15 protein-coding genes are annotated in these 20,757 nt (G+C 56.8%); 8 read left to right on the top strand and 7 right to left on the bottom strand.

Annotated elements, in window-relative coordinates; translation table 11 throughout:
• Positions 1 to 2 precede the first annotated feature (2 nt).
• Positions 3 to 278 (top strand): hypothetical protein, encoded by a 276-nt coding sequence (locus ACTIFK_RS08450; RefSeq protein WP_439542620.1) that lies wholly within the window; start codon positions 3 to 5, stop codon positions 276 to 278.
• 353 nt (positions 279 to 631) lie between these two features.
• On the opposite strand, the gene ACTIFK_RS08445 is transcribed toward ACTIFK_RS08450, so the two are convergent.
• From ACTIFK_RS08445 to ACTIFK_RS08435, 3 genes are all read right to left on the bottom strand, one after another.
• Positions 632 to 928 carry a hypothetical protein gene (locus ACTIFK_RS08445; protein WP_439542619.1) on the bottom strand — a complete coding sequence of 99 codons (297 nt, stop codon included), beginning with the start codon at positions 926 to 928 and terminating at the stop codon, positions 632 to 634.
• Entirely contained in the window at positions 928 to 7,086 is a 6,159-nt protein-coding gene (locus ACTIFK_RS08440) for a toxin TcdB middle/N-terminal domain-containing protein (RefSeq protein ID WP_439542618.1), read from the bottom strand. The genes ACTIFK_RS08445 and ACTIFK_RS08440 overlap by 1 nt, the downstream gene beginning before the upstream one ends.
• Before the next feature lie 264 nt (positions 7,087 to 7,350).
• Positions 7,351 to 7,827 carry a prepilin peptidase gene (locus ACTIFK_RS08435; protein ID WP_439542617.1) on the bottom strand — a complete coding sequence of 159 codons (477 nt, stop codon included), beginning with the start codon at positions 7,825 to 7,827 and terminating at the stop codon, positions 7,351 to 7,353.
• Between the two features lie 143 nt (positions 7,828 to 7,970).
• Here ACTIFK_RS08435 and gspG point away from each other — a divergent pair, with 143 nt between their 5' ends.
• Positions 7,971 to 8,477, top strand: a complete 507-nt coding sequence (gene gspG / locus ACTIFK_RS08430; protein WP_439542616.1) for a type II secretion system major pseudopilin GspG — start codon at positions 7,971 to 7,973, stop codon at positions 8,475 to 8,477.
• Positions 8,478 to 8,499: 22 nt separating this feature from the next.
• Here gspG and ACTIFK_RS08425 read toward each other — a convergent pair whose 3' ends face one another.
• The 3 genes from ACTIFK_RS08425 to ACTIFK_RS08415 are packed head-to-tail and all read right to left on the bottom strand — an operon-like array spanning position 8,500 to position 11,961.
• The gene (locus ACTIFK_RS08425) at positions 8,500 to 8,976 is read right to left on the bottom strand and encodes a GspH/FimT family pseudopilin (RefSeq protein WP_439542615.1); all 477 of its coding nucleotides are present in this window, start codon (positions 8,974 to 8,976) and stop codon (positions 8,500 to 8,502) included.
• Positions 8,977 to 10,194 (bottom strand): type II secretion system F family protein, encoded by a 1,218-nt coding sequence (locus ACTIFK_RS08420; RefSeq protein WP_439542614.1) that lies wholly within the window; start codon positions 10,192 to 10,194, stop codon positions 8,977 to 8,979.
• Positions 10,195 to 10,197: 3 nt separating this feature from the next.
• Entirely contained in the window at positions 10,198 to 11,961 is a 1,764-nt protein-coding gene (locus ACTIFK_RS08415) for a GspE/PulE family protein (RefSeq protein WP_439542613.1), read from the bottom strand.
• A gap of 355 nt (positions 11,962 to 12,316) precedes the next feature.
• Here ACTIFK_RS08415 and ACTIFK_RS08410 point away from each other — a divergent pair, with 355 nt between their 5' ends.
• The 6 genes from ACTIFK_RS08410 (at position 12,317) to ACTIFK_RS08385 (ending at position 18,696) form a co-directional block, all read left to right on the top strand.
• Positions 12,317 to 13,240, top strand: coding sequence for a PilN domain-containing protein (locus ACTIFK_RS08410; protein WP_439542612.1), 924 nt, complete (start codon positions 12,317 to 12,319; stop codon positions 13,238 to 13,240).
• Entirely contained in the window at positions 13,230 to 13,892 is a 663-nt protein-coding gene (gene gspM, locus ACTIFK_RS08405; RefSeq protein ID WP_439542611.1) for a type II secretion system protein GspM, read from the top strand. Before ACTIFK_RS08410 ends, gspM begins: the two co-directional genes overlap by 11 nt.
• An 880-nt stretch (positions 13,893 to 14,772) precedes the next feature.
• Positions 14,773 to 16,686: a type II secretion system secretin GspD gene (gene gspD, locus ACTIFK_RS08400; protein ID WP_439542762.1), complete on the top strand. Its 1,914-nt coding sequence runs from the start codon at positions 14,773 to 14,775 to the stop codon at positions 16,684 to 16,686.
• Positions 16,649 to 17,155: a PulJ/GspJ family protein gene (locus tag ACTIFK_RS08395; RefSeq protein ID WP_439542610.1), complete on the top strand. Its 507-nt coding sequence runs from the start codon at positions 16,649 to 16,651 to the stop codon at positions 17,153 to 17,155. The genes gspD and ACTIFK_RS08395 overlap by 38 nt, the downstream gene beginning before the upstream one ends.
• Positions 17,152 to 17,823, top strand: coding sequence for a prepilin-type N-terminal cleavage/methylation domain-containing protein (locus ACTIFK_RS08390; RefSeq protein WP_439542609.1), 672 nt, complete (start codon positions 17,152 to 17,154; stop codon positions 17,821 to 17,823). The genes ACTIFK_RS08395 and ACTIFK_RS08390 overlap by 4 nt, the downstream gene beginning before the upstream one ends.
• Positions 17,824 to 17,871: 48 nt before the next feature.
• A complete protein-coding gene (locus tag ACTIFK_RS08385; protein ID WP_439542608.1) occupies positions 17,872 to 18,696 on the top strand; it encodes a general secretion pathway protein GspK in 825 nt (274 codons plus the stop codon).
• A gap of 1,308 nt (positions 18,697 to 20,004) precedes the next feature.
• Here ACTIFK_RS08385 and ACTIFK_RS08380 read toward each other — a convergent pair.
• On the bottom strand, positions 20,005 to 20,622 hold the full coding sequence (locus tag ACTIFK_RS08380) for a recombinase family protein (protein ID WP_439542607.1): 618 nt from the start codon (positions 20,620 to 20,622) through the stop codon (positions 20,005 to 20,007).
• Positions 20,623 to 20,757: the final 135 nt, after the last annotated feature.

Below are 20,757 nucleotides of genomic sequence, written 5' to 3'. Positions count from 1 at the left end.
TCTTGGACGTCGGCATCGTCGCGATCGACGGCTGCAAGTTCAAAGCCGTCAATGCCAAGACGAAGAGCTTCACGCGCGAAAAGCTGCAGCGGCGATTGGGCGAGATCGATTCCGCCATCGCGAAGTATCTGGCCGATCTCGACCGAGCCGACGAAGTGTTGAGCACGACCGGCATGTCGTTTCCCGAGGAGCGACTTTCGCGTGCGATGAAGAAGACTACAAACGAGAGGCCGATACCTTCAAAGCTGTCGAGCGGCGCATGGACAGGAGCGACCTAACGCAAGTCTCTCTGACCGATCCGATGCCCGTGCCATGGCGACGACAAGCAGAAAGCCCCGTGTCGTCGGCTACAACGTGCAATGTGCCGTAGAGACGAAGCATTACCTGATCGTCGCGCGCAGGTGACGAATCTCGGCTATGACCGCGATGCCTTGGCGACGAAGACGCGTGCGGCTCGGGACATGATGTCTAGCGGCGCGACCGAGGCGATTGCCGACACGGGCGTTGAGGTACATCAGCCCTGCCTCGGCATCGTGGCTCTCGCCGACGAAGCCCTTCGCCCCCTTGTGGGCGCCTCCAGCGCCTGTGGCATCGGCGATGTGTGTCGTCGCGCCATTAGGCGGCACACAAGCTAGGATTCGCCATCGAACAATTTTTGCATCGTTTCGCGGATATCCTCGTCCGAGTGGAGATAGGTTCCAACTTCAGTCAAGATTTCTCCTTGCAAGAAATTCTTCAGATCGACACCGTTGAGGTACATTACTGCTCGCCAAATGCGAGCCTTTTCCTGAGCCGGTACATATATAGTTCTACCACTTTCCTCCTCCTGAACCACGAATCTTGCCCACTTATCTGCTTCTTCGCGAGATATGCGACCATCAAGGAGGTCCTCAAAAACTCTGCGCACAGCCTCGATATTCAGTTCCATTATCGCGCTCCGATATACCGCCCAGCGCTATCGAAAATGTAGTGTGTTTTTCCGTCACCACTGAGCTGTGGCCGCACTTGCCGCACATTTCCAGCATGATCTAGCGTTTCATGCCATCCTCGAGATGTACCATTGGCTGGATTGAATTCATGAACGTAACGTCTGCCGGACATATCTCCAGCCGATCTCGCAGAGTCTATTGTGCCATAATATCGTAGGCGCCCATTCTGGAGATCCTTCACACCGCCCTGTCCATACCTTTCGGAATATCCAAGGTGGCGAGATAAATCCGCGCCCTGTTTTGCGCTTTTTGCTCCGATTGTATCAATTGCTCCGTTTGCGGTCTCCCGTCCCAACCACTTTGCAGCTTTCCCAATCCCTTGCCCGAGAATGCCTCCTCCGACGCCGCCGAGGCCGTCCATGAAGATGTTGCCTGCTGTGGTCTTCTCACCGAGCACGGCGCGTGTTGCGGTACCGCCGGCGATGGAACTTCCGATGTAGCTCGCTCCTTGTTTCACCAGGTTGGCACCGACGCTGTGCACGCCGGTGACGCCAGCGACAGCACCGCCAACAGCCGCTGCTCCGATACGAGCCGCGTTGTAGCCCTTACCCTGAGCATACTGGTTGGCGATCTCCATACCGCCACCGAACATGCCGCCGACGATACCGCCGGCCATGTACTGCCAGTAGTGCCCGTTGGGATCGCTCTTGTTGACGGGATCGTTGCCGGCGTAAGCGTAGCGGTTGGTGCCGACGCCCTCCTTGTCCGGATCCCACCAGTCCGGCGACACGAAGCGGCCGAGGCCTGGGTCGTAGTAACGCGCGTTGAGGTACATCAGACCCGTCTCAGCGTCGTGGCGCTCGCCGATGAAGCCCTTCTCCTCCTTGTAGGTGCTCGCCTGCGAGGCCTTGTCGCCGAACGGACGATAGACCGTCCGCTGCTTCTCGGAGCCCGTCGCGTCGGTGATGGCGCGCACCGTCTTCAGATGGTCACGATGCAGGAAGGTGATCGCCGTTCCTTGCTTCTTGGCATCGCTGTGTGGGTACTTGCTCCACACCAACGTCCCCGACGTCTCATCGGGCGAGAGCTCGAGGTCGGCCCCAAGGTACAGCGTCGTCCGGCCACCCGCACCGGTGCTCGTCGTCTTCTTGAGGCGCGCCCCATCCGGACCATACGTAAAGACCGTCGAGGTGCTGCTGCCCAACGCGATCGTCTTCGGTAGGTTCTCTCCGTCCCATTCGTAGCTCCGCTCGCCGCCGCTCAGGAGGTTGCCGTTGTCGTCATAGATGTACGGCAATCCATTGACAGAGGTCGGCGCATGCGGGCGCGCCGTTCCTGCGGCCGGATAAATATAGGCTCCCAACCCCGAGTTCGACGTCATGTTGAAGGCGGTGTCGTAGCTGAAGGTCTGGCTCAGGGCCGCATTGGCGGTGTTGGTCGCCACCAACAGCTGATCGAGCGCATCGTACTCATAGCTCCACCCCTCGCCCGCCATCGGGCTCGTCACTGAGAGGATGCGGCCGGAAGCATCCCGGACATAGGTATAGGACAGCAGCGTGCCGCTGCCTCCTGCCGTCTGGAGAGACGCCAGCCATCCACGCGAGGCGTTATAGGTGAAGGTCGTGCTGACGCCATTGGCGTAAGCAATGCTTTTTGTCTGTCCGCGAGCATCGTATGTGGCCGATGTGATCAAGCCGGGGATTGTAGATAGCCGCCCCGCGCCATCATAGGTCCAGGGCGTAGCGGTGGTTCCAACCGCATCGCCATCCGGGTAGCTGCGCCCCTTTATTCGCTCTCCGGCGTCGAGGGTGGTTGTCGTCACATAGCTTTGGCCATCGACGACATAAGTGTCTCGCACGCGACGGCCGCTGGCATTATGGTCGTAGCGGATCGTCGCTGCCGGCCCTGCCACCGTCGTCAGCTTGCCACCGTTGAAGAAGCCCGAGCGGACCTCGTCGTAGGTGCTGGTCGTCGTCTCGGCCCCGGCAGTCCCAGCCAGCACCGTCTTGGTCAGGACGCGACCCAGACCATCGTAGGTGACGGCTGTCTTCTGCCCTTTGGCATCGGTTTGCTCGAGCAGCTGACCCGCCGCATCGTAGCTGTACGTCCACGTGCCGAGATCGGGATCGACCACCCGAGTACGGCGCGACAGGGTATCGTAGGTATAGGTCCACTGATTGCCCGGATGATCAGCGACACCCACCAGCTGATCGAGCGCATCATAAGTCTTGGTGACGCGAATGAGCGACGCCCCATTAGCCCGCTCGGCGCGGACGGTGTTGCCGTAGGCATCCTTGTGCGCGATGCTCTGGCGATTCAGCTCGTCTGTCGTCGTCTCCGATAGGAACGCCTGAGAGCTGGCGCCGTAGGCCGTCAGGACCGTCGTGGTGTCTGGACGCGTCGTCTTGATCAGACGGTCGAGCGCATCGTAGGCCAGCTGCCCCGTGTAGATCGTCTCGCCCGTATAGTACGGCTCCGACCGACTGACGACGGTGTCGCGCCGGCCCCAGGCCTCATCGACGATGATATCCTTGCCAACCTGCGGGCCCTTCGTGGTCTTACGATAAACCCGGCCGAAGCCATCGTGATGCGTCCGCGTCCAAAGCGGCCCGCTGCCGTCCGCGGCCGGCGTCGAGATCGTCACCGACTGGGTCTGCGGGTTGCCGATGTTAGCGTAGGCATAGGTAGTGAAGTCGCCGCCCGGCTTCGTCACCGTCAGCGGCCGACACAGAGCATCGTACGTGTAGTTCGTCACCTGACCGTCGATGTCGGTGGTGGTGGCCTCCTTGCCGCACACGAAGTTCCACGTCGCAGTGGTCTTCTGGCGCGTGTCGCCAGCGAAGAACAGCGGGTTGCGGGTCTCCGTGACATACAGGTGGTAGGTCGGATCGTAGGTGTATGCGGTCTGGTTGCCGACCTCGTCGGTCTCCGTCAGCTTGTTGCCGTAGCTGTCGTAGGTCGCACTCGACGATACCAGTGCGTTGCCGATATTGAGCCACCGATCGGTCCGCGTTACATCGCCCTTCGTGGGCGGAGTCGATAGGACCGCAGAGCCATCGTAGTAGTGGCGGATATCGGACAGGATCGTCGTGCCATCCACCCCGTACGAAAGCTCACGGGCGGGCTTATTGACGATATACGCTGACGTGTTGGGGTAATACACTCGCACCGTCTTGCGCTCGTCACCAGTTACCGCCAGATCGCCGGACTGCACCTCCTGCGTGACATTGAGATACGCATCGAACGTCCGCGTGACGGACTTGCGTTTTATCGTCGAGCCGAACACCAACCGTTCTTCGGATACAGTGTTCTTCGCCCAGTACGGTGGCGTCGTCGCGTTAACCGCATAGGTCTCAACCTGCTCGCGGTGAACGGTGCCCGCCGTGGTCTTCTCGACCAGCCTCTCGAGCTGGCCGTACGACGCCAGGTCCTGGCGGAACGTGTACTCCTTCACAGGGCACACCGTTTCGCCAGCATTGCAAGGCTGTGTCTCCGTCACCGTCCGGAAGCCGAGGAACTGCCGCTCCGCATGGTGATACACGCCCCCCGCGTACGTGTAGTTCGTCGTCGCGACACCACCGCGGCCGTCGTTGACCGTGATCGACGACACCGTCTGCATCACAAACGGAAGCTTCGTCCCGGGCGTCGAACCCCACGTCGTCGAAGGTGTGTATGTGATCGTCGACGTCGCACCGAGTGGACCGACAATCCCAATCAGAAGATCGGGAATGCCACTGTTGGAGTAATATACCCGTCCGACAGAGGACCCCGACAGGCGTGCCCAATTAAATGTGCTTTCAATGATATCAGCTCTGCCATCACCATTGAGGTCCGCTACGCCATGAACGGGTAATGCGTTGAGTTCTCGCCTCTCCCAAGTCTCGCCTCCGCGGCTCAAGAAAGCTAACATCGGATAGATCGTCGTTACGCTTGGGTCAGGGTGAGACGCGGTCGATAGCAACACGTCAGCCAGACCGTCACCATCAATGTCCTGCACGTTTACGGTGCCGCGCGAACCTACCCCGGCTGTCACGAGCTCCCCGGCGCGAAAGCCCGAGCCGGTGGAATACAACACACGGACGGCGTACACATCCGAAGATTCACCATGATTGGTGACTATTACGAGATCCGTTAATCCGTCGCCATTAAAATCTCCGGCAGCCGTTCGTTGAAGTCCTTTGTAGTTTAATGGCGGTATATTAACCATTGGCACGACTGCGGAGTGCGCGAGAGCCAATTGAGAACTTGATAAATTGTACCATTTATAGGTGTAATTAGGTGTTGCTGCATGATCTGAAAACACCCCCGTTGATCCGTCTCCATCGTAATCACCGGCGAATTGCTGAGAGGTAGTGTACGAAAAACCAGACGGATAAGTAACGGCATTTCCGACAAACACGCTCCCATTGTATTTATGTAATTTTGCGCCGGTTTGAACATATATGGTGAGAATATCCGTTTTGTCATCGCCATCGAAATCTTGAATTACGCCCGGGCCATAAAATGGGTAAAATGCATAGCTTGAAGCAGGCCATCCCGTCGCGATCGAATGTGGCGCAGATATCGTTAGAGTATTGCTTCCGGCATTAAAGCTGCTGAGGTATACTTTTATGTACGACTGCTTTAGCGCAATAGCGAAATCAGAACGCCCGTCTCCATCAAAATCAGCGACTCGAATTCCAAAGCCTGGAAGCACGTCCACTTCGGATTGCGGCCCGGATGTATACTCGTCCTGGTCATACAGATTATGTCTGGGAGTACATTGATAGAGACCGCCGGAAACCGGGTGGACGATAGTCGGCTGAGTGAACGACGCAGCCGTAGAGAGCTTTATCGTGATGGCGCATTGGCCCGCTGTTGTCTCAGTAGCAACAAGAACGTCATGAATTCCATCGCCATTGAAATCACCGACGTGATTAAAGGTGAGAGCGCTCGCACCATTGAGTGTCTGGGAACCAAGAGTGAATCCGACGGTGCTGTTTGCATATAAGAACGTCGTCGGCGGCAATGAGGTGCCAGAAACAACTCCCGCTGCGTCGACGGTCCAGCCCGAGCCGAACTGCTGGACGGACTTCAGCCGAACTCGCCCTGTCGATGGACTAGCCTCTCGCACGAGCGCGTATGCCCCGACTTGGGTGCCGCTCGTACGGATCTCGACACGCGCCAATTGACGGTCAAGTTTGGCTAGTCCACGGCCGGTTGCCTTGGTTTGGTATCCAGCCAAATCAACCGAAATAAAACGAACCTCGGTGCCATTGTAAATGATCGTGCTCGGATAGCAGACCGGCAGCGTGCGGCACCCGTAGCTATACGTCACGATGTTACCGCTAGTATCGATCACCTCGGCCAGCAGCCACCGGTAGCTGTCTCGGATCAGCGTCGGGTTGGAATCGGACGAATCAACCGTTGATCCCCATGTCGACACAGCTTTGAAGATCGACCGCGTGCCGTCCTCAGACGTTACCGTCCAAATGTTCGACGTAAAATTGATCCGCCGGTAAGTCTCTGTACGACCAGCGTGCGTTCCTCCGTTGGAGCAACTTGGACTACTGACAAGCACTGCACAGGCCACAAGCTCTTGACCGTCGAGCTGATACACGTCGCTTGTGTTGAACTTCGGCGTACCGTCCGGTCGCGATGACCGCACGATATCGGGGATCCCTTTGAGAGACCAGCCAACTCCGATCCACCCCGCATTCAAGCCACCCGAGCTGAGACCACTCCCTGAACTATAATCAAGAGATATTTTCGGTTCCATGCCACGGAATACGGGAACCTCAATTGCAACGTCCTTGCTGAAGCTGCCGTTAAAGCTGGCGGGCGTGGATTTGGCCGCGCTGACTGGCAAAGCAGCTCGAGGAGGTTCTGCCGCGGAAGCCTGAGCCTTAGCTTGCCGCCCGCCCGTGCCGAGGACGATGGCCAACGTCGCAAGTTGCGCTACAAAGACGGCCGCTCTTTTCGCGCTGCTCCAGTCAAACGTCATCGCCGTGCGGCTTCCAGTTGCGCGCATCGCATTTCCCCAATGGACATTTTGAAAACGCTGTTGACCGACCGAGGCGCGTCGACGCCCCGACGTATCGAAGCTGAGAGCGGGATCGATTACAAAATTGCGTTCGACCGCCGATGGCTCAGACTCCGGCCCTGCCTTGAATAGCAAAAGCAGCCCCCCGTGTCCCTCACACAGCTCCGCAGCAACTCCCACGCTTGCCACACTCGACGAGCCGTACCTGTTGCGCCCCCGAAACGACTTTATCTTGGGTCAAACTCCGCCCTACGACGTTCCGTATACGGCGACAACTTACATTGAAATTGGTACGGCACAATGTTCAAAGTTCCCACGCGGCAAATCCGACACGCTACAAGTGAACTGTAACACCCGCAAAAACTGGAGAGATGTCGCCCCAGCAATGGTGACGCACAGCTATGCCTTCGTGAGCCACACCGCCCAAAGAGCACAGGCAAGAAAGGGACCAAAAGGAACAGCCGTCGTCATCGATATAGATCGGCCTCGAGCCGCAGCGGCAAATTGCCAAAAGAGCGCGATCACGGCCGCCACGAGGATCATGTGCGGTAGAGCTTCAAGCCCAATCCAGGATGCCCCGGCCGCGACGAATTTGATGTCGCCCCGCCCCAACCCTTCAACGTTACGAACCTTCCAATAGACAACTCGTATTGTGTCCATAGCTAGAAACCCGGCACCGGCGGAAAGCGCGCCCCATGCCACTGTTTGATGGTGAAGCACCGCACATGCCAGCAAGCCAAGCGCCAAGATAGCTGCATTGCAGGCGTCCGGAATCCGCATTTCGCGGACGTCTACGAGAACGACGACGATAAGAATGGCGGCAAGTGCCACGGACAACGCTATGGCCGAAGGATCAAGTGCGGATGTCACGACCATTTGGACCGCCCCCTCACGATCTTGCCCTGCCAGAGCCCGCATCTCGAGAGCGGAAAACCGTGCTGGCTGCGTCGTAGCAAGGCGGATTGATCCGTGATAGCTACCTTCTCTGCAAGCGGAATGATTGCGGTCGGAGCGAGTAGATGCGAACTATCAATCAAGCGGTCTCGGCTTTCATTCAGTGGCAAACCTGCCGTCACCTGAGCGCGCGCCATACCTCTGAGAGGTCCGCCATCACGTCTGCAGACGCTGGCTTGACCCTGATAGAGCTCCTCGTCGTTCTGGGCATCTTGGCGTTGGTCGCAAGCATCGCCGGTCCACAGGTCCTCGGCTATCTGGGCACGGCCAAAGCAACGACGGCTCGCACTCAGCTCAATAGCCTGACGAATGCAGTCGAGCTCTACTTCCTGGATAGCAACGCTTACCCTCCGCAGGAAATCGGCCTCAAGGCTCTCATCGAGACCCCGCCACAGAACGCGCGCTGGAATGGGCCCTATATCAAAAAAGAAGCCGCGCTGGTGGACCCATGGGGCCGCCCATACGGTTATAAGTACTCCGCCCTAAAGGGAGATTTCGAGATTTTCAGCCTGGGACGCGATGGAGTGCCAGGAGGAGGAGGCGAGGACACCGACATCTCCAGCCTTAAGTAAGTTCAGTGACGGATCCGAATTGCTAACCGCTCGGCAATGGTGGTTCCAACTGCACCCGGCCCGTCAGCCAATCAATGCTAATGGACTGACGAACTTTGTCCATCAGCAACGTGATGGTTCCACCTGTCGAGCTGCCGTCACGGAAAAATACGAGGCGCGCATCGTCGATGCTGCGCACGTAAGATTTCGCCGTGACTAAGGTCATCTGCGCAGACGCTGGTATTGGAATTCGGTCACGACCGTCCACTTGGTACCATCGCTCGCTCGCGTTGAACGCGAACCCGACATCGCGCGAGTTTGCGATCGCCGTGGTACGGGCTTTACGCAGATCAACCGCCATTTGAATCGTCAACGCGCGAAATTCAAACGACGTCGTTGCACGTCGCGTATCGGTCTCGATGGCCGCCAGGATCAAAGCCAGAATACCCATCGCAACGAGGAGTTCGACCAGTGAAAACCCACGCTCACCCACTTTGGAATTTGCATGCTTGTCTCGCAATCACTGCACCGCAAGTTGATTGACACTCAGTAGCGCCTGCAGCACCGATAAGATGAGCCCACCCACAACAGTGCCAATGACGATTGTAAGTAAGGCTGGTAACACCTTCATGAGACCATCAAATTGCCGCTCTACTTCGCCGTCGGAAATGGCGGCAAGATGAAGCAGCATTTCATCGAGCTTGCTCGATTCCTCTCCGATAGCAATGAACCGCGTCAACAACCGAGGTAATTCTGGCGCGTGCGAGACAATGGAGGCCAAGCGCCGCCCTTCTCTTACTTTGACCGCTGCGGCTCGGAGTGCAAGCGAAAATGGACGGGACGGAACAACGGCTGCCGTCATGGTGAGCGCGGGCACAAGCGCAACTCCGTTTCGGAGAAGTGTGCCAAGCGTTCGCGAGAGAATAGCAACATTGATCTTGCGTAAGATGTCCCCAATGAGCGGAATGCGGAGCAAAAGCCGATCCAGGGCTAATTGCGCGCGCTCGCCGCGCAAGATCCGCGAAACGACAAACATGACGAATATGATCGCCGCGAGAAGGACCGGCCACGACTCGGAAAAGTAGATACCCACCACGTGACCGATTGTGAGAGCCAAGGGCGGTTCGACATTAGCATCGTCGAACAGTGGAAGAATCGCTGGAATTAGAAAGGAGATCATCAAGGCCAACGCGACAAGCGCGGTGACGGCGAGTACAAACGGATAGGTCAACGCCGATCGCACACGCGCTTCGAAGTCGGCGCGCTTATGGAGAAAGCTGCCCAGATCGGCCAGTGCCAAGCCGAGATGTCCTCGTGCCTCGCCCGCACGGATCAGACTTGCAATATAACGCGGTGCAGCGGTCGCATGTCGCTCGAAGGCCAATGAAAGCGATGCGCCGGCAACAACGCCGTCGAGCAACTTTTGAAATAGATCCCTTAGTTGCGAACTAGATGCCTGTTCCGTCATGAGACGCAGAGCGTGATCGAGTGGAAGACCCGCATTCGTCAATACGGAAAGTTCTCGAGCAAAATGACCATAGTCCGAAAGTGACAACCTTCGAGTTAGAGTGAGCCGCAGCGAAGTCCGCCGCGGACCTGCTTCAGCGGCTTCTGTCCTGAAAGGAAGGAGCCCCCGGTCATACAATACCTTTGTCGCATCGGCCTGCGATCGGGCCTCAATCAATCCAGATTCGACATGCCCGGATTTGGTGTAGGCTTGATAATGAAATGGTGGCATGGCCTATACGCGCGTGGCCCTCAGCACTTCTTCGATCGTGGTCTCTCCCCCGAACACTTTGTCGAGGCCGTTCTGGTAAAGGGTTTGCATCCCCCTACGCTTGGCAAGGTCTTCAATCTCGCGGTCGGTCGCGACACGCTTTATGGCTGCGCGCAGCTCATCGTCAATGACGAGCAACTCGGAAATTGTGGTTCGACCGCGGAAACCAGATCCCTTGCACGCCGAACATCCGACAGGCCGCTTGAGCCGAAGCGGAGGAAGATCATGAGCAGCTCCAATTTCGCCGATCAAACGATTGTACAAGTTCTCCGCATCACCTCGCGCGAGCGGCATGGCACAGTCCTGGCAGAGCCGTCGCACAAGCCGCTGAGCAAGAACTCCCGAAAGACTTGAAGCGAGCAGGAAATCTTCAACACCCATATCCAGGAGACGTATAACCGAGGCGGCCGCATTATTCGTATGCAACGTCGAAAGCACGAGGTGCCCGGTCAACGCCGCCCTTATCGCCGTACGAGCGGTCTCCGAGTCACGCATCTCGCCAATCATGATGATATCGGGATCCTGGCGGAGGATGGAACGCAGGCAGCCGACAAAGTCGAGACCAATCTGAGGCTTGACCTGCATCTGATTGATGCCAGGGAGCTGATACTCGATTGGATCCTCGACCGTGAATATTTTTCGTTCCACGGAGTTAAGTCTCGCCAGCGCAGAGTAGAGCGTTGTCGTCTTTCCGCTGCCGGTGGGACCGGTGACCAGGATAGTGCCGTTGGGCTGCCGAAGAAGCTGAGACAACCCGTCTTCGGTGCTTCGATCAAATCCAAGGGCGGGGAAATCAAGATTTTCGATGTCTGGATCCAGTATTCGGAGAACCACGCTCTCGCCATGCAAGACCGGCGCTGTAGAAATGCGAAGATCTAACTCGCGTCCGCCGACAACGAAGGTCGCCCGTCCGTCCTGTGGCAGACGTCGCTCCGCAATGTTGAGCTTGCCGAGGATCTTGATGCGCGTCGCAACCCCCGCCTGCGTATCTGGCGACAAACGCTCGACTTCATGCATCACGCCATCGACACGGAACCGAACCCGCACGCAATCGATACCTGGCTCGATGTGAATATCAGACGCGCGCTCATCCACCGCAGAAATAATCAGACGGTGGACCAAGCGAATGATTGGCGCCTCGCTCGCCATGTCTCGAAGACTCTGGATATCATCTTCGTATGAGCCCGCCCGAGATTCTTCGCCTGCCGAAGGCACTTCATCGAGTTCGTCGGTACCGTAGAGACGCGCCAGCGCCAAATCCATATCCCGAACCGACATCAAAACCATACTCACGGGCCGTTCGATGGAGTATGCGACAGCGTCAGCCAATTCCTTAGCGAACGGGTCCGAAACGGCGACTACCACCTGATCTTCATTACCAGCGAAAAGAACAACGCGGTTGCGTCTGAGGAATTCGGTATTGGTAAGCGTGGATGCTTGGGGATGCACCCGAGTTGTGTCGAGAGTTACGAGGGGGATGCGACAAAAGTCAGCCAATGCTTCGAGTAGCGCCTGATCAGAGATCAGGCCCAGCTGACTGAGGACCAGATCGATACGTTCCCCACTCTGTGTCTGAACTGCAACAGCGCGTTCAGATGCCATTTCGTCTAAATCCCCTTTATCTTGGAGATAGTCGACGAACGCCCTCGCCATTCGAGGGTCGCGCGCATTGCGCCACGGCAGGGGCTCTTCTCTATGGCCTTGACCGTCAAGTGCGTCAGGCTGCATCAGAACGGTCTCGACGAAAAGAGTACGTTGCTCTCTACTATTCGTACTATGACTATTCGTTATATGCCAGCCTGACATCAAACTCGCAACGCGAGCCTGCATCGGCTATTATTGTTCCGCGTACAAATGGATTGTGACAGTGATCGACCTGCAAGCGCTCAAAGGCACGGCCTTCGCCTCCGCGGCCGTTCTCGCGTCAGGCCGTGATTTATTCAGGTGGTGGTGCGCGGAGCTGCTTGCTGTTGTCCCTACACGGCTTCGCATACGGATGGCAGCCGATCCTAGGCGCTTGTCCATTGTAGCGCACGGAACGAGTTACGAAGTCTACACCGGGGGATCCGGCAGTGAGAATCCAATGCTACACGGGAAGCCGTTGTCCTGTGGCCCATGGGAAGCGGTCGATTCCGTTCTAAGGAACGAGTTGCGTCGGTGGGGACCACTGCTGACAACGGCGATACGCATACCGAGCTCGGCCTGCCTCGATCGAACCAATGATTTTCCGTCACCCGCACTTGCTCATGCGGACGAACTGCTCCTTCTCGACATTGAACGCAGCACGCCGTTTCGACGCGAAGACGTATATTGGGGATGGTGCGCTTCGCCTTCTCCGTTGGTGGGGCACACATCTTTCCGGCAGCTCATCATAAAACGTAGTTATATCGACCCGGTCGTTGACCGCCTCGCCTTACATCACCTCCGCCCGGTCGCCATTGAGGTGCAAGAGGAAAGCGGCGGCATTCTGCCGGTCAACCTGTGGCCCCGAGCCGAACGCAGATCGCCATTTCAAACCCTCCTTTACCAAAGCATTTCCGTAGGTATGGCAGTCTTCGTTCTTCTTGCCGTTCTTGTTACGGGTCTTTCAAGTTATCGTCGACAGCAGCTGATTGAGCTATTGGAGACCGAAAGAACGAGCTTGGCGGACAAAGCCACGGCCATACGCAAGAAGCTCGCCAACGTTGAAAACACTGAAGCCCAACTCTTGCGGGTTCACCTCCGCAAAGCCCATGCATTCCGCCTTGTCGACGTGTGGGAAGAACTCACCAGAAAACTCCCGAATACGGCTTGGATAACCGAATTGGAGCTGGAAGATGGGATCGTAACCGTCGATGGGTTTGGACATTCAGCAAGTGCATTGATCAGTGCTCTCGCCAAATCGCCTCACTTCAAAGATCTAACATTTGCTTCGCCCGTGACACGTGATCCACAACGTGGCTTGGAGCGCTTCCAGATCCGCATGCAGGTGCAATCGGTGTCGGCAACGCCAAGCTATGCGCCATAAGGTGTTGCCAAGCCGAACGAGGACAGAAGTTTTGGCAGCGCTGCGGAATACAGACCTTAAGCCGATACTTTTACGGGCCGGCGCAATCCTAAGCTTGTTCGCGGCCGCCGTCATGGCGTGGACGCTGCTAATGGCTCCCTGGCTCAACATCCACGTCAACGGCGCGGACCACATCGCAGAATCCATCAACGTCATCGCCCGGCTTAAAGGGATCGTCGCGCTCGAACCCTCCATGGGGCAAATGACCGATGACACACGCATAGCTGTGTTTGCAAAGAACTTTCTCGCCGGGACGGAAGACGCCCTGATCATTGCGGAGCTGCAAACAAAGTTGCGAGAGCTGGTCGTCAGGCACAATTCCCAGCTCAACAGCGCGCGTACGCTTCCTCAAAAATCAAGTGGAGGGCTGACGTACCTAGGGCTGAAGATTGAGCTTCGTGGGCAGCTAGAAGACATCCATCATATTGTTTATGAAATTGAAACAGCCGAGCCGTTCCTTTTCATTGACAAAGCGCATTTCCACCTCAGCGATCAACTCAAGATCGTCGAGCAATCCTCCCAGTCGGTTATTCCACAATTGGCCGTTGAATTGGACATTTTCGGCGCGAAATGGCCTAGCGCAGGCGACGCTCCTGCGATGGGGGTCAAATGATCCGCTTGGTAGGACAGGTTGGGCTGCTTGTCGCGCTCTTGGTAGCGACCGTGATGTTGATCGTTCAAGCATACGGGCTGCTGGAAATACCAACCGTTCCCGAGATCCCGTTAGTTACTTCACCGCCTGTCTCGGCAACCAATAATAAGGCGGTCCTAGTCCAACACCCATCGCTCATTGCGTTCTCGCGCACTGTCGCGGAACCGATATTCTTTGAGGGTCGAGCTTATCCCGTTCCCGACGCCCCCTTGCCCGAGCCGCCGCCACCTCCACCTCAGCCCATGCCCATTGTTTCCGCGGATCAGTTTCGACTGCTTGGGATCGTGTCCCACGGCACCCAAAGGCGCGCATTAATAGAGGGACCATCTGCGCCGCTTGATTGGTATACAGAAGGTGCCGATTTACAAGGATGGACGCTCCATCGCATTGAGCCCGACAGTATCCAATTAAGATTCGGCATCGATCATGCCAAGTTGGAGCTATTTCGCGACGCTCAATAGATCTGACATGTCGATGAATCCTGAATTTGAAAACCGTAAGTGCTGTTCTAGACCCGGGGGGGTGTTTCGTGCGTCTTGCGTCCTGTCTCCGTGCCGTTACCGTTGCGTGGCTAGCCACGTTATTGGTGGCATGCGAATCTGCCTCCCTGTTGCCTGAGGCACCCTCCGGACCACTTGGTCCGACCGCCGTCCGCGCGCCAAATCAGGCTTCACGCGCGCAAAATGACTTATGGGAGGGCGCTTCCAGTAATCCAATTCCCTGGCAACGTCACGAGGCATCGGCCCCGGTCGAGCCCTTCGTTTCGCGCGGCACGGGAGAGTTCGTTGCAACGGTCTCGCCACCCTTCTCCGTTGCGGCAACACCTACCGGAGATGACGGCATTACGCTTAACCTCCAGAACGCGCCAATCGCACAAGCAGCCCGAACAATCCTCGGTGACATTCTGAAGGTGAACTACACGCTTAGCGACAAGGTTGTCGGCAACATCACGGTCCAAACCACCGCAGCGGTATCGAAGGAAGCTTTGATCGACGTTTTTGAGAGCGTGCTGAAGGTCAATGACGCCACGATCGTCAAAAGCGATGGCTATTACCGCGTTGAGCCGCTTGCCAACGTCAATAAATCAGGCTCATCGCTCGCTCGAGGCGAAAGAAAATCAGGTCTTGGCGTGCAAACCCGCATCATCCCGCTACGGAATATATCGGCCACAGAAGCTAAAAAATTAATTGATCCCATCGGGCCGCAGAGAGCCATCGCCCATCTCGACGATGCTCGCAACATCATTGTCGCCGTAGGCACAGATCGCGAACTCGATGACATCGCCGATTTGGTATCAGTGTTCGATGTCGATTGGCTGAAAGGCATGTCTTTCGCCATGTTCCCAGTCAAGACATCAGATCCGGACGCGATCGTGAAAGAGCTAGAAACGGTCTTCGGCCTCGACCAAAAAGGGCCGATGCAGGGGGTGATCCGCTTCGTTCCCAACAAGCGCTTGAGCACCGTGCTCGTCATTTCGTCCAACCAACAAAAACTTGAAACCGCTCGTTCTTGGATCGACAAACTCGATCGCCTCGCTGAGAACGGTGAGGAGCAGCTCTACGTTTACAAAATCCAGAACCGCTCCGCTACCGAACTCGCAAATCTCTTGTCGCGCATGCTAACGCGCGGCGTGCCTCAAGATCCCATGTCGAGCAACGTGGCACCCGGACACGAGCCAGCCATGGTCACAACAGAAGCTGCAAGCGTGGCTAGGACAGAGATCGCCGGAACGTTTCGTACTGAGGCCTCTCCGACAAGCAAAGACCATGGGTCGCTCACAGAACCAGCCGCCACAGATACACAACTGAGCGTCGTCCAAGATACGACTGCAAGCGGCAATAAAGTGGTCGCTGATGAATCAAACAATTCGCTTCTGATCATGGCCACGCCTAAGGAGTATCAACGCATCCTCTTGTTCCTCCAGAGGCTTGACCTGCTGCCGACACAGGTCATGCTCGAGGCCATGATCGCGGAGGTCACACTCAATGATGAACTTAAATTCGGCCTGAAGTGGTTCTTCGAAACCAATCGAAGCAAGTTCACGCTTTCGGAAGCGGTCAGCGGGGCAGTAGCTTCCGCATTCCCCGGCTTCTCCTACTTCTTCTCGGCATCGAACGTGCGCCTGGCGCTCGATGCCGTCTCCGGCATCACGAAAGTCAATGTGGTTTCTGCACCATCTCTCATGGTTCTCGACAACCGCAAAGCGATTCTGCAGGTTGGTGACCAAGTTCCAATCGTGACGCAAACCGCCCAAGGCGTTGGGCAATCAGACAGCCCCATCGTCAATTCAATCTCATTCCGCGACACCGGCGTCATTCTCGCCGTGACTCCTCGTGTCAATGACGCCGGACGAGTGGTGCTTGAGATCGAACAGGAGGTGAGCAATGTCGCGCGAACGACAAGCTCTGGAATCGACTCTCCGACAATTCAGCAGCGTCGCGTCAAGACGACTGTAGTCGTCTCCGATGGCGAGGTGCTCACGCTCGGCGGTTTGATCCAGGAACGCGACAATGTCACCAAAACGCAGGTTCCAATCCTTGGCAATCTTCCGGTCATTGGCGCAGCATTTGGCACCAAGACCGACAGGATTGACCGAACCGAACTCCTTATATTCATCCGGCCACTCGTCGTTAGGGACGGCGCCGAAGCGCGCGCCGTAACAGAGGAGTATCGACAGAGGATCAACCTCCAGGCTCCCACGAGCAAGCGCGGCCTGAATGAATACGATCGCGATGCGAGGCGAATTCTGCGTTGAAATGGCGACAGCGAAGACCGGGAACGGGAATGCCGAAATGCTCACTGAGCAAACGACGCACAAAGGGAACTATGGCCAACGCCCCGCCTGTAGGATGGGCGACGCAGGTTTCGCTCTCGTTGAGCTCCTAGTTGCACTAGCGATCCTCACGCTGTCCCTGGGCATTATGTTCGAAGTGATGTCAAGCGTTACGCGAACTCTTGGTCGGGCAGAGGAGCTTGTAGAAGCCGTAGCCGTCGCTCAATCGCTGCTAGACAAAGTGGGACGAGAGATACCGCTCAAGCTGGGAGAAGTGACTGGTAAAGCAGAAAATGAACTAACTTGGCGGATGAAAATTGAGTCATTCGGTGACGAAGCCGATCGCAAAGCATGGTCAATAGCCGCTTATGCAGTGTCGGCAGAGGTTCACTCGCGGAAGCAATTGATCGCGCTTCGAACGCTTCGCCTCGGACCTAAGACCAAGCAATGACGTACACTGCTCCTCGCACTCGCCGAGACAGCGGCTTCAGCTTGGTAGAGCTTCTCGTTGCGACAGCCTTACTGGCTATACTCACCATTCTGCTTGTCGCCGGGTTGCGCGTTGGATCGTCAACGCTGGGCAGGAACACAACACGGTCCGAGTGGCTCGACACCGGCGCTGCCACTCGAACCCAACTCCGCAATCTGCTTCGTAGTGCAGACCCAGCTTATTCGGTGCATCCAACGGGGCGGGGTTATGTGGATTTTCGCGGCACAAGCACCTCTATGTCCTTTTTGGCGCCAACCCTGTTAGCGCTCGGCGGAGCTGGTCGCACACGATATCAAGTGGACATCGAACACCACAATGGGCAGGCAGATCTAGTGTTGACCTCCCGACCAGAACACGCTGCTCCAAATCACCCTTCGGAAAAGAGAGAGTTGATGAATGGTGCCGCTTCCATCGAATTCACATATTACCAGGTTGGACCAGCCAATGCTGCCGGTACATGGACCGATGTCTGGCCGCCGCAACAGGCTCTTCCGTTGTTGATCAAGGTGGGAGTGCGATTTCCACCCGGTGACGCAAGATTTTGGCCGGAGTTCGTTGTGTCTCCTGATATCTCGGTGGACGCGTCTTGCACTTACGACCCCCTCACCAAACGCTGTAGAGGGCGTTAGAGCGAAGAGCCAATCGCTCGCTATGCGTCGCACAATAGGAATGGACCGATGGCTTTAGCACAAGTAATTTGGGGAATAGGCCTCCTCACAGTTCTTGCGACAACGTTGCTAACAATCGGGAACAACAGCTATAGCTTAGCCCGAAACGCAGCACAGCGCGCTGGACTTGAGGCTACTTATGAAGCTGCCGTCGCCCGCGCTATAGTCGGACTGATTGAACGGCGACCGGACCATCGTTGGCGCGTTGACGGCATCGAGCAAACGTTTCGATTCAATGATACCGACATCAGGATCGCAGTTCAGGACGAACTCGGCCGCTTTAACCTCAACCACATCGAGCAACCTACACTAGTTCGACTCCTTCAATCGGCCGGCATGCCCATTCCTTCAGCAAATAAGCTCGCAGACAAGATCTTGGATTGGAGAGAACCCGCACCTGCGAAGCGCCTAAATGGCGCGAAGGCTGCCGATTACGAAATCGCCGCACTAGTTCAAAGACCGCGGAACGGACCATTTCAAAGCGTTAGTGAGTTGCGGCTTGTTATGGATATGACGGACGAAATTTTCGACCGCATAGAGCCGGCGCTGACTATCTATTCGGGCAGCCAATTCATCGATCCAACATTCGCGCCTCACGAAGCGCTTATTGCTCTTCCGAATATGAACCCGCAGGAAACAATGGCGATTATCTCCGCTCGCACGAAAAGCGATCTGGGAACGCTGCCAATGTCCGCTGCTCTCGCTGGCCGAGCCTTCAGCATCCGTTCCGAGATACTTATATCGACAGACAACGTTTTGAAGAAACACGCGGTCATCCGGCTAACGGATGACCCAAACAACCCCTTCTGGATGCTAAATTCCTCAGAGAGGTAGAAAACGATCTGCTGCGTGGGCAGGACGCAGTGCCACCCTAATCAGGGCCTCATCAAGAATTGATGGGAAACGAGGCTTTCGAAGAGCTGCACGTTTGTGGTGACGACGACGGGCGCGGCCCAATTCTCTCTAGCCAAGCGGATCTTGGTCTCAGGTCGTCGAGCCTTTAGCCTTTTGGCATCAGTCTGCATCCACAAGGCACGAGAAGATCATCTGCCCAAGTAATGAAAGTTGATAACACCTTATTTCGGCGGTCGCCGCTACCTCCAACGCGCCATCCCTTACAAATGCAAAGGATCGCGGCAGCATGTCTGACGCTTGGCGAGCTACTCCGAGATAAATTTGTCACCGCCCGATTTTGCAAGTTTCGGAGCAACTCTCGCTCCTGCCGTAGAGTGGTCGACGCTCGTTCCGCGTCCCTTGATTTTGAGCTGGAAGGCTTTTGCGTATTTTTCCGAGGTCGCGCAACCATCCCGTCATGGCAGCGACCCGCGCTGCTCCGATGTTTGAGCAAGTTGGGAAACGGCTCGCAAATGATCGCCCAGGGATTGCCAATCCGACCGATCGGCGCGTTCAGTTGAATGGGGCGTAATGCATGAGGGCCCTCGCATGGTGACACTCCTCATACTGCTCGGGCGGCGGATGTCTGCCAATGACTGAGTGTCGCTGACCAGATCGCATACGTGGCGGCCTAAGCCCCGGGCGAGGCGGTCGTTGGAATTGTTTGATCGTAGCTGGGTAGGATTACCATCCGGCCGCTACGCACTCGCGGTCGCGAAGTGCAGCACGCAGCATCGACTTTAGAGCCGACAACGGTGACGGTCGCCCTCGTAGAGTGCGCTCGTGAACCTAAATTGGCGCCTAAAAAAGCGAAACGAAACCGCAAACTCAAAACTGCACAAACACTCAAAGTTTGGGGGGCCGCGCGCCGCAGGATGCCGGAAGGCCGGGAAGAACCTAACCGGCGGGGGGGCTATGGGGCGCGACACGCTGTAGGACTGAAGCGCGAGCCCGTGCACTGGCGTGCGGAGGTAGGGCAAGGGGTCGGCGACCCTGGGAGGGGGCGGGCGTCCTTGACCTGATACGTCAGCATTCTATTTCGCACGATCCGACGGGGGTCGAGGGCTTGGCCTGCCACTGGCGGGGCTCCCGCCCGCCCGGCACGGCGCGTTGTATTCCCTACTAGGGCAAGGACAGAGAGGGTTGTTTGTCTATAGCGGGAAGAGGCACGATCGGCCTTGATCTGTAGCGGCTAAACGGCCTCCGTGCGCCTCCATTTCGGCATGGTGTTGGCCATTTTGCCTTGGCCTATCGCTTATCCCTGAGCTTCTCCAACGCCGCAGCGTCGAAGCGATTGTAAACCGTGGCGGTTGTTACCTTAAAATGTGCGGCGACTTCAGCCACAGTCTTCTTCGCCAGCATCCGCTCGGCTTGCGCCCATTGTGTTTTAGACAGCTTCGACGGTTTGCCGGGAAGCCTGCCGCGTTCGCGCGCCGCTTTCATTCCCGCAAGGGTACGCTCAACAATCTGGTCGCGCTCAAACTGAGCCATGACGGCCAGCATACCGAACATCGCCTTACCGGCTGCGGTGCTCGTGTCGATTACGTCCGTGATGGAGCGAAACTTTACACCGCGTCGTTCCATGTCTTCGACCTTCTTGAGCAGGTCAAAAACGGTGCGGCCTAGCCGGTCTAGCTTCCAAACAACGAACGTGTCGCCGGAGCGGGCATCCTTCAGCGCGAGTTCCAACTTGGGGCGGCGAGCGGACACCGCGGAGACGTGTTCGGAATGCAAATTGTCTGCGTGGACACCCTCCGCCCTGAGCGCGTCTAGCTGCAAGTCTAAGCTCTGCTCGTGTGTGGAAACCCTCGCGTATCCAATCAGCCTTGTATTGTCGTCATTTGCCTTCGGCTTCCTGGTCGCCACTTTGGCACGCCCTTCCGCACACCGACCTCGAGCACAGATAATTTCTTGACAGGTTGCTTGACAAAGTCAATGCATCGGGACACCACATCGACCAGGAGCTGCTGGTGCATGCTCTAGACGTGGCGACCATTCTCC

Origin of the sequence: Hyphomicrobium sp. (genome assembly GCF_051860585.1) — a bacterium.
GTDB lineage: Bacteria > Pseudomonadota > Alphaproteobacteria > Rhizobiales > Hyphomicrobiaceae > Hyphomicrobium_C.
This window is presented reverse-complemented; position numbering and strand designations above follow the sequence as displayed.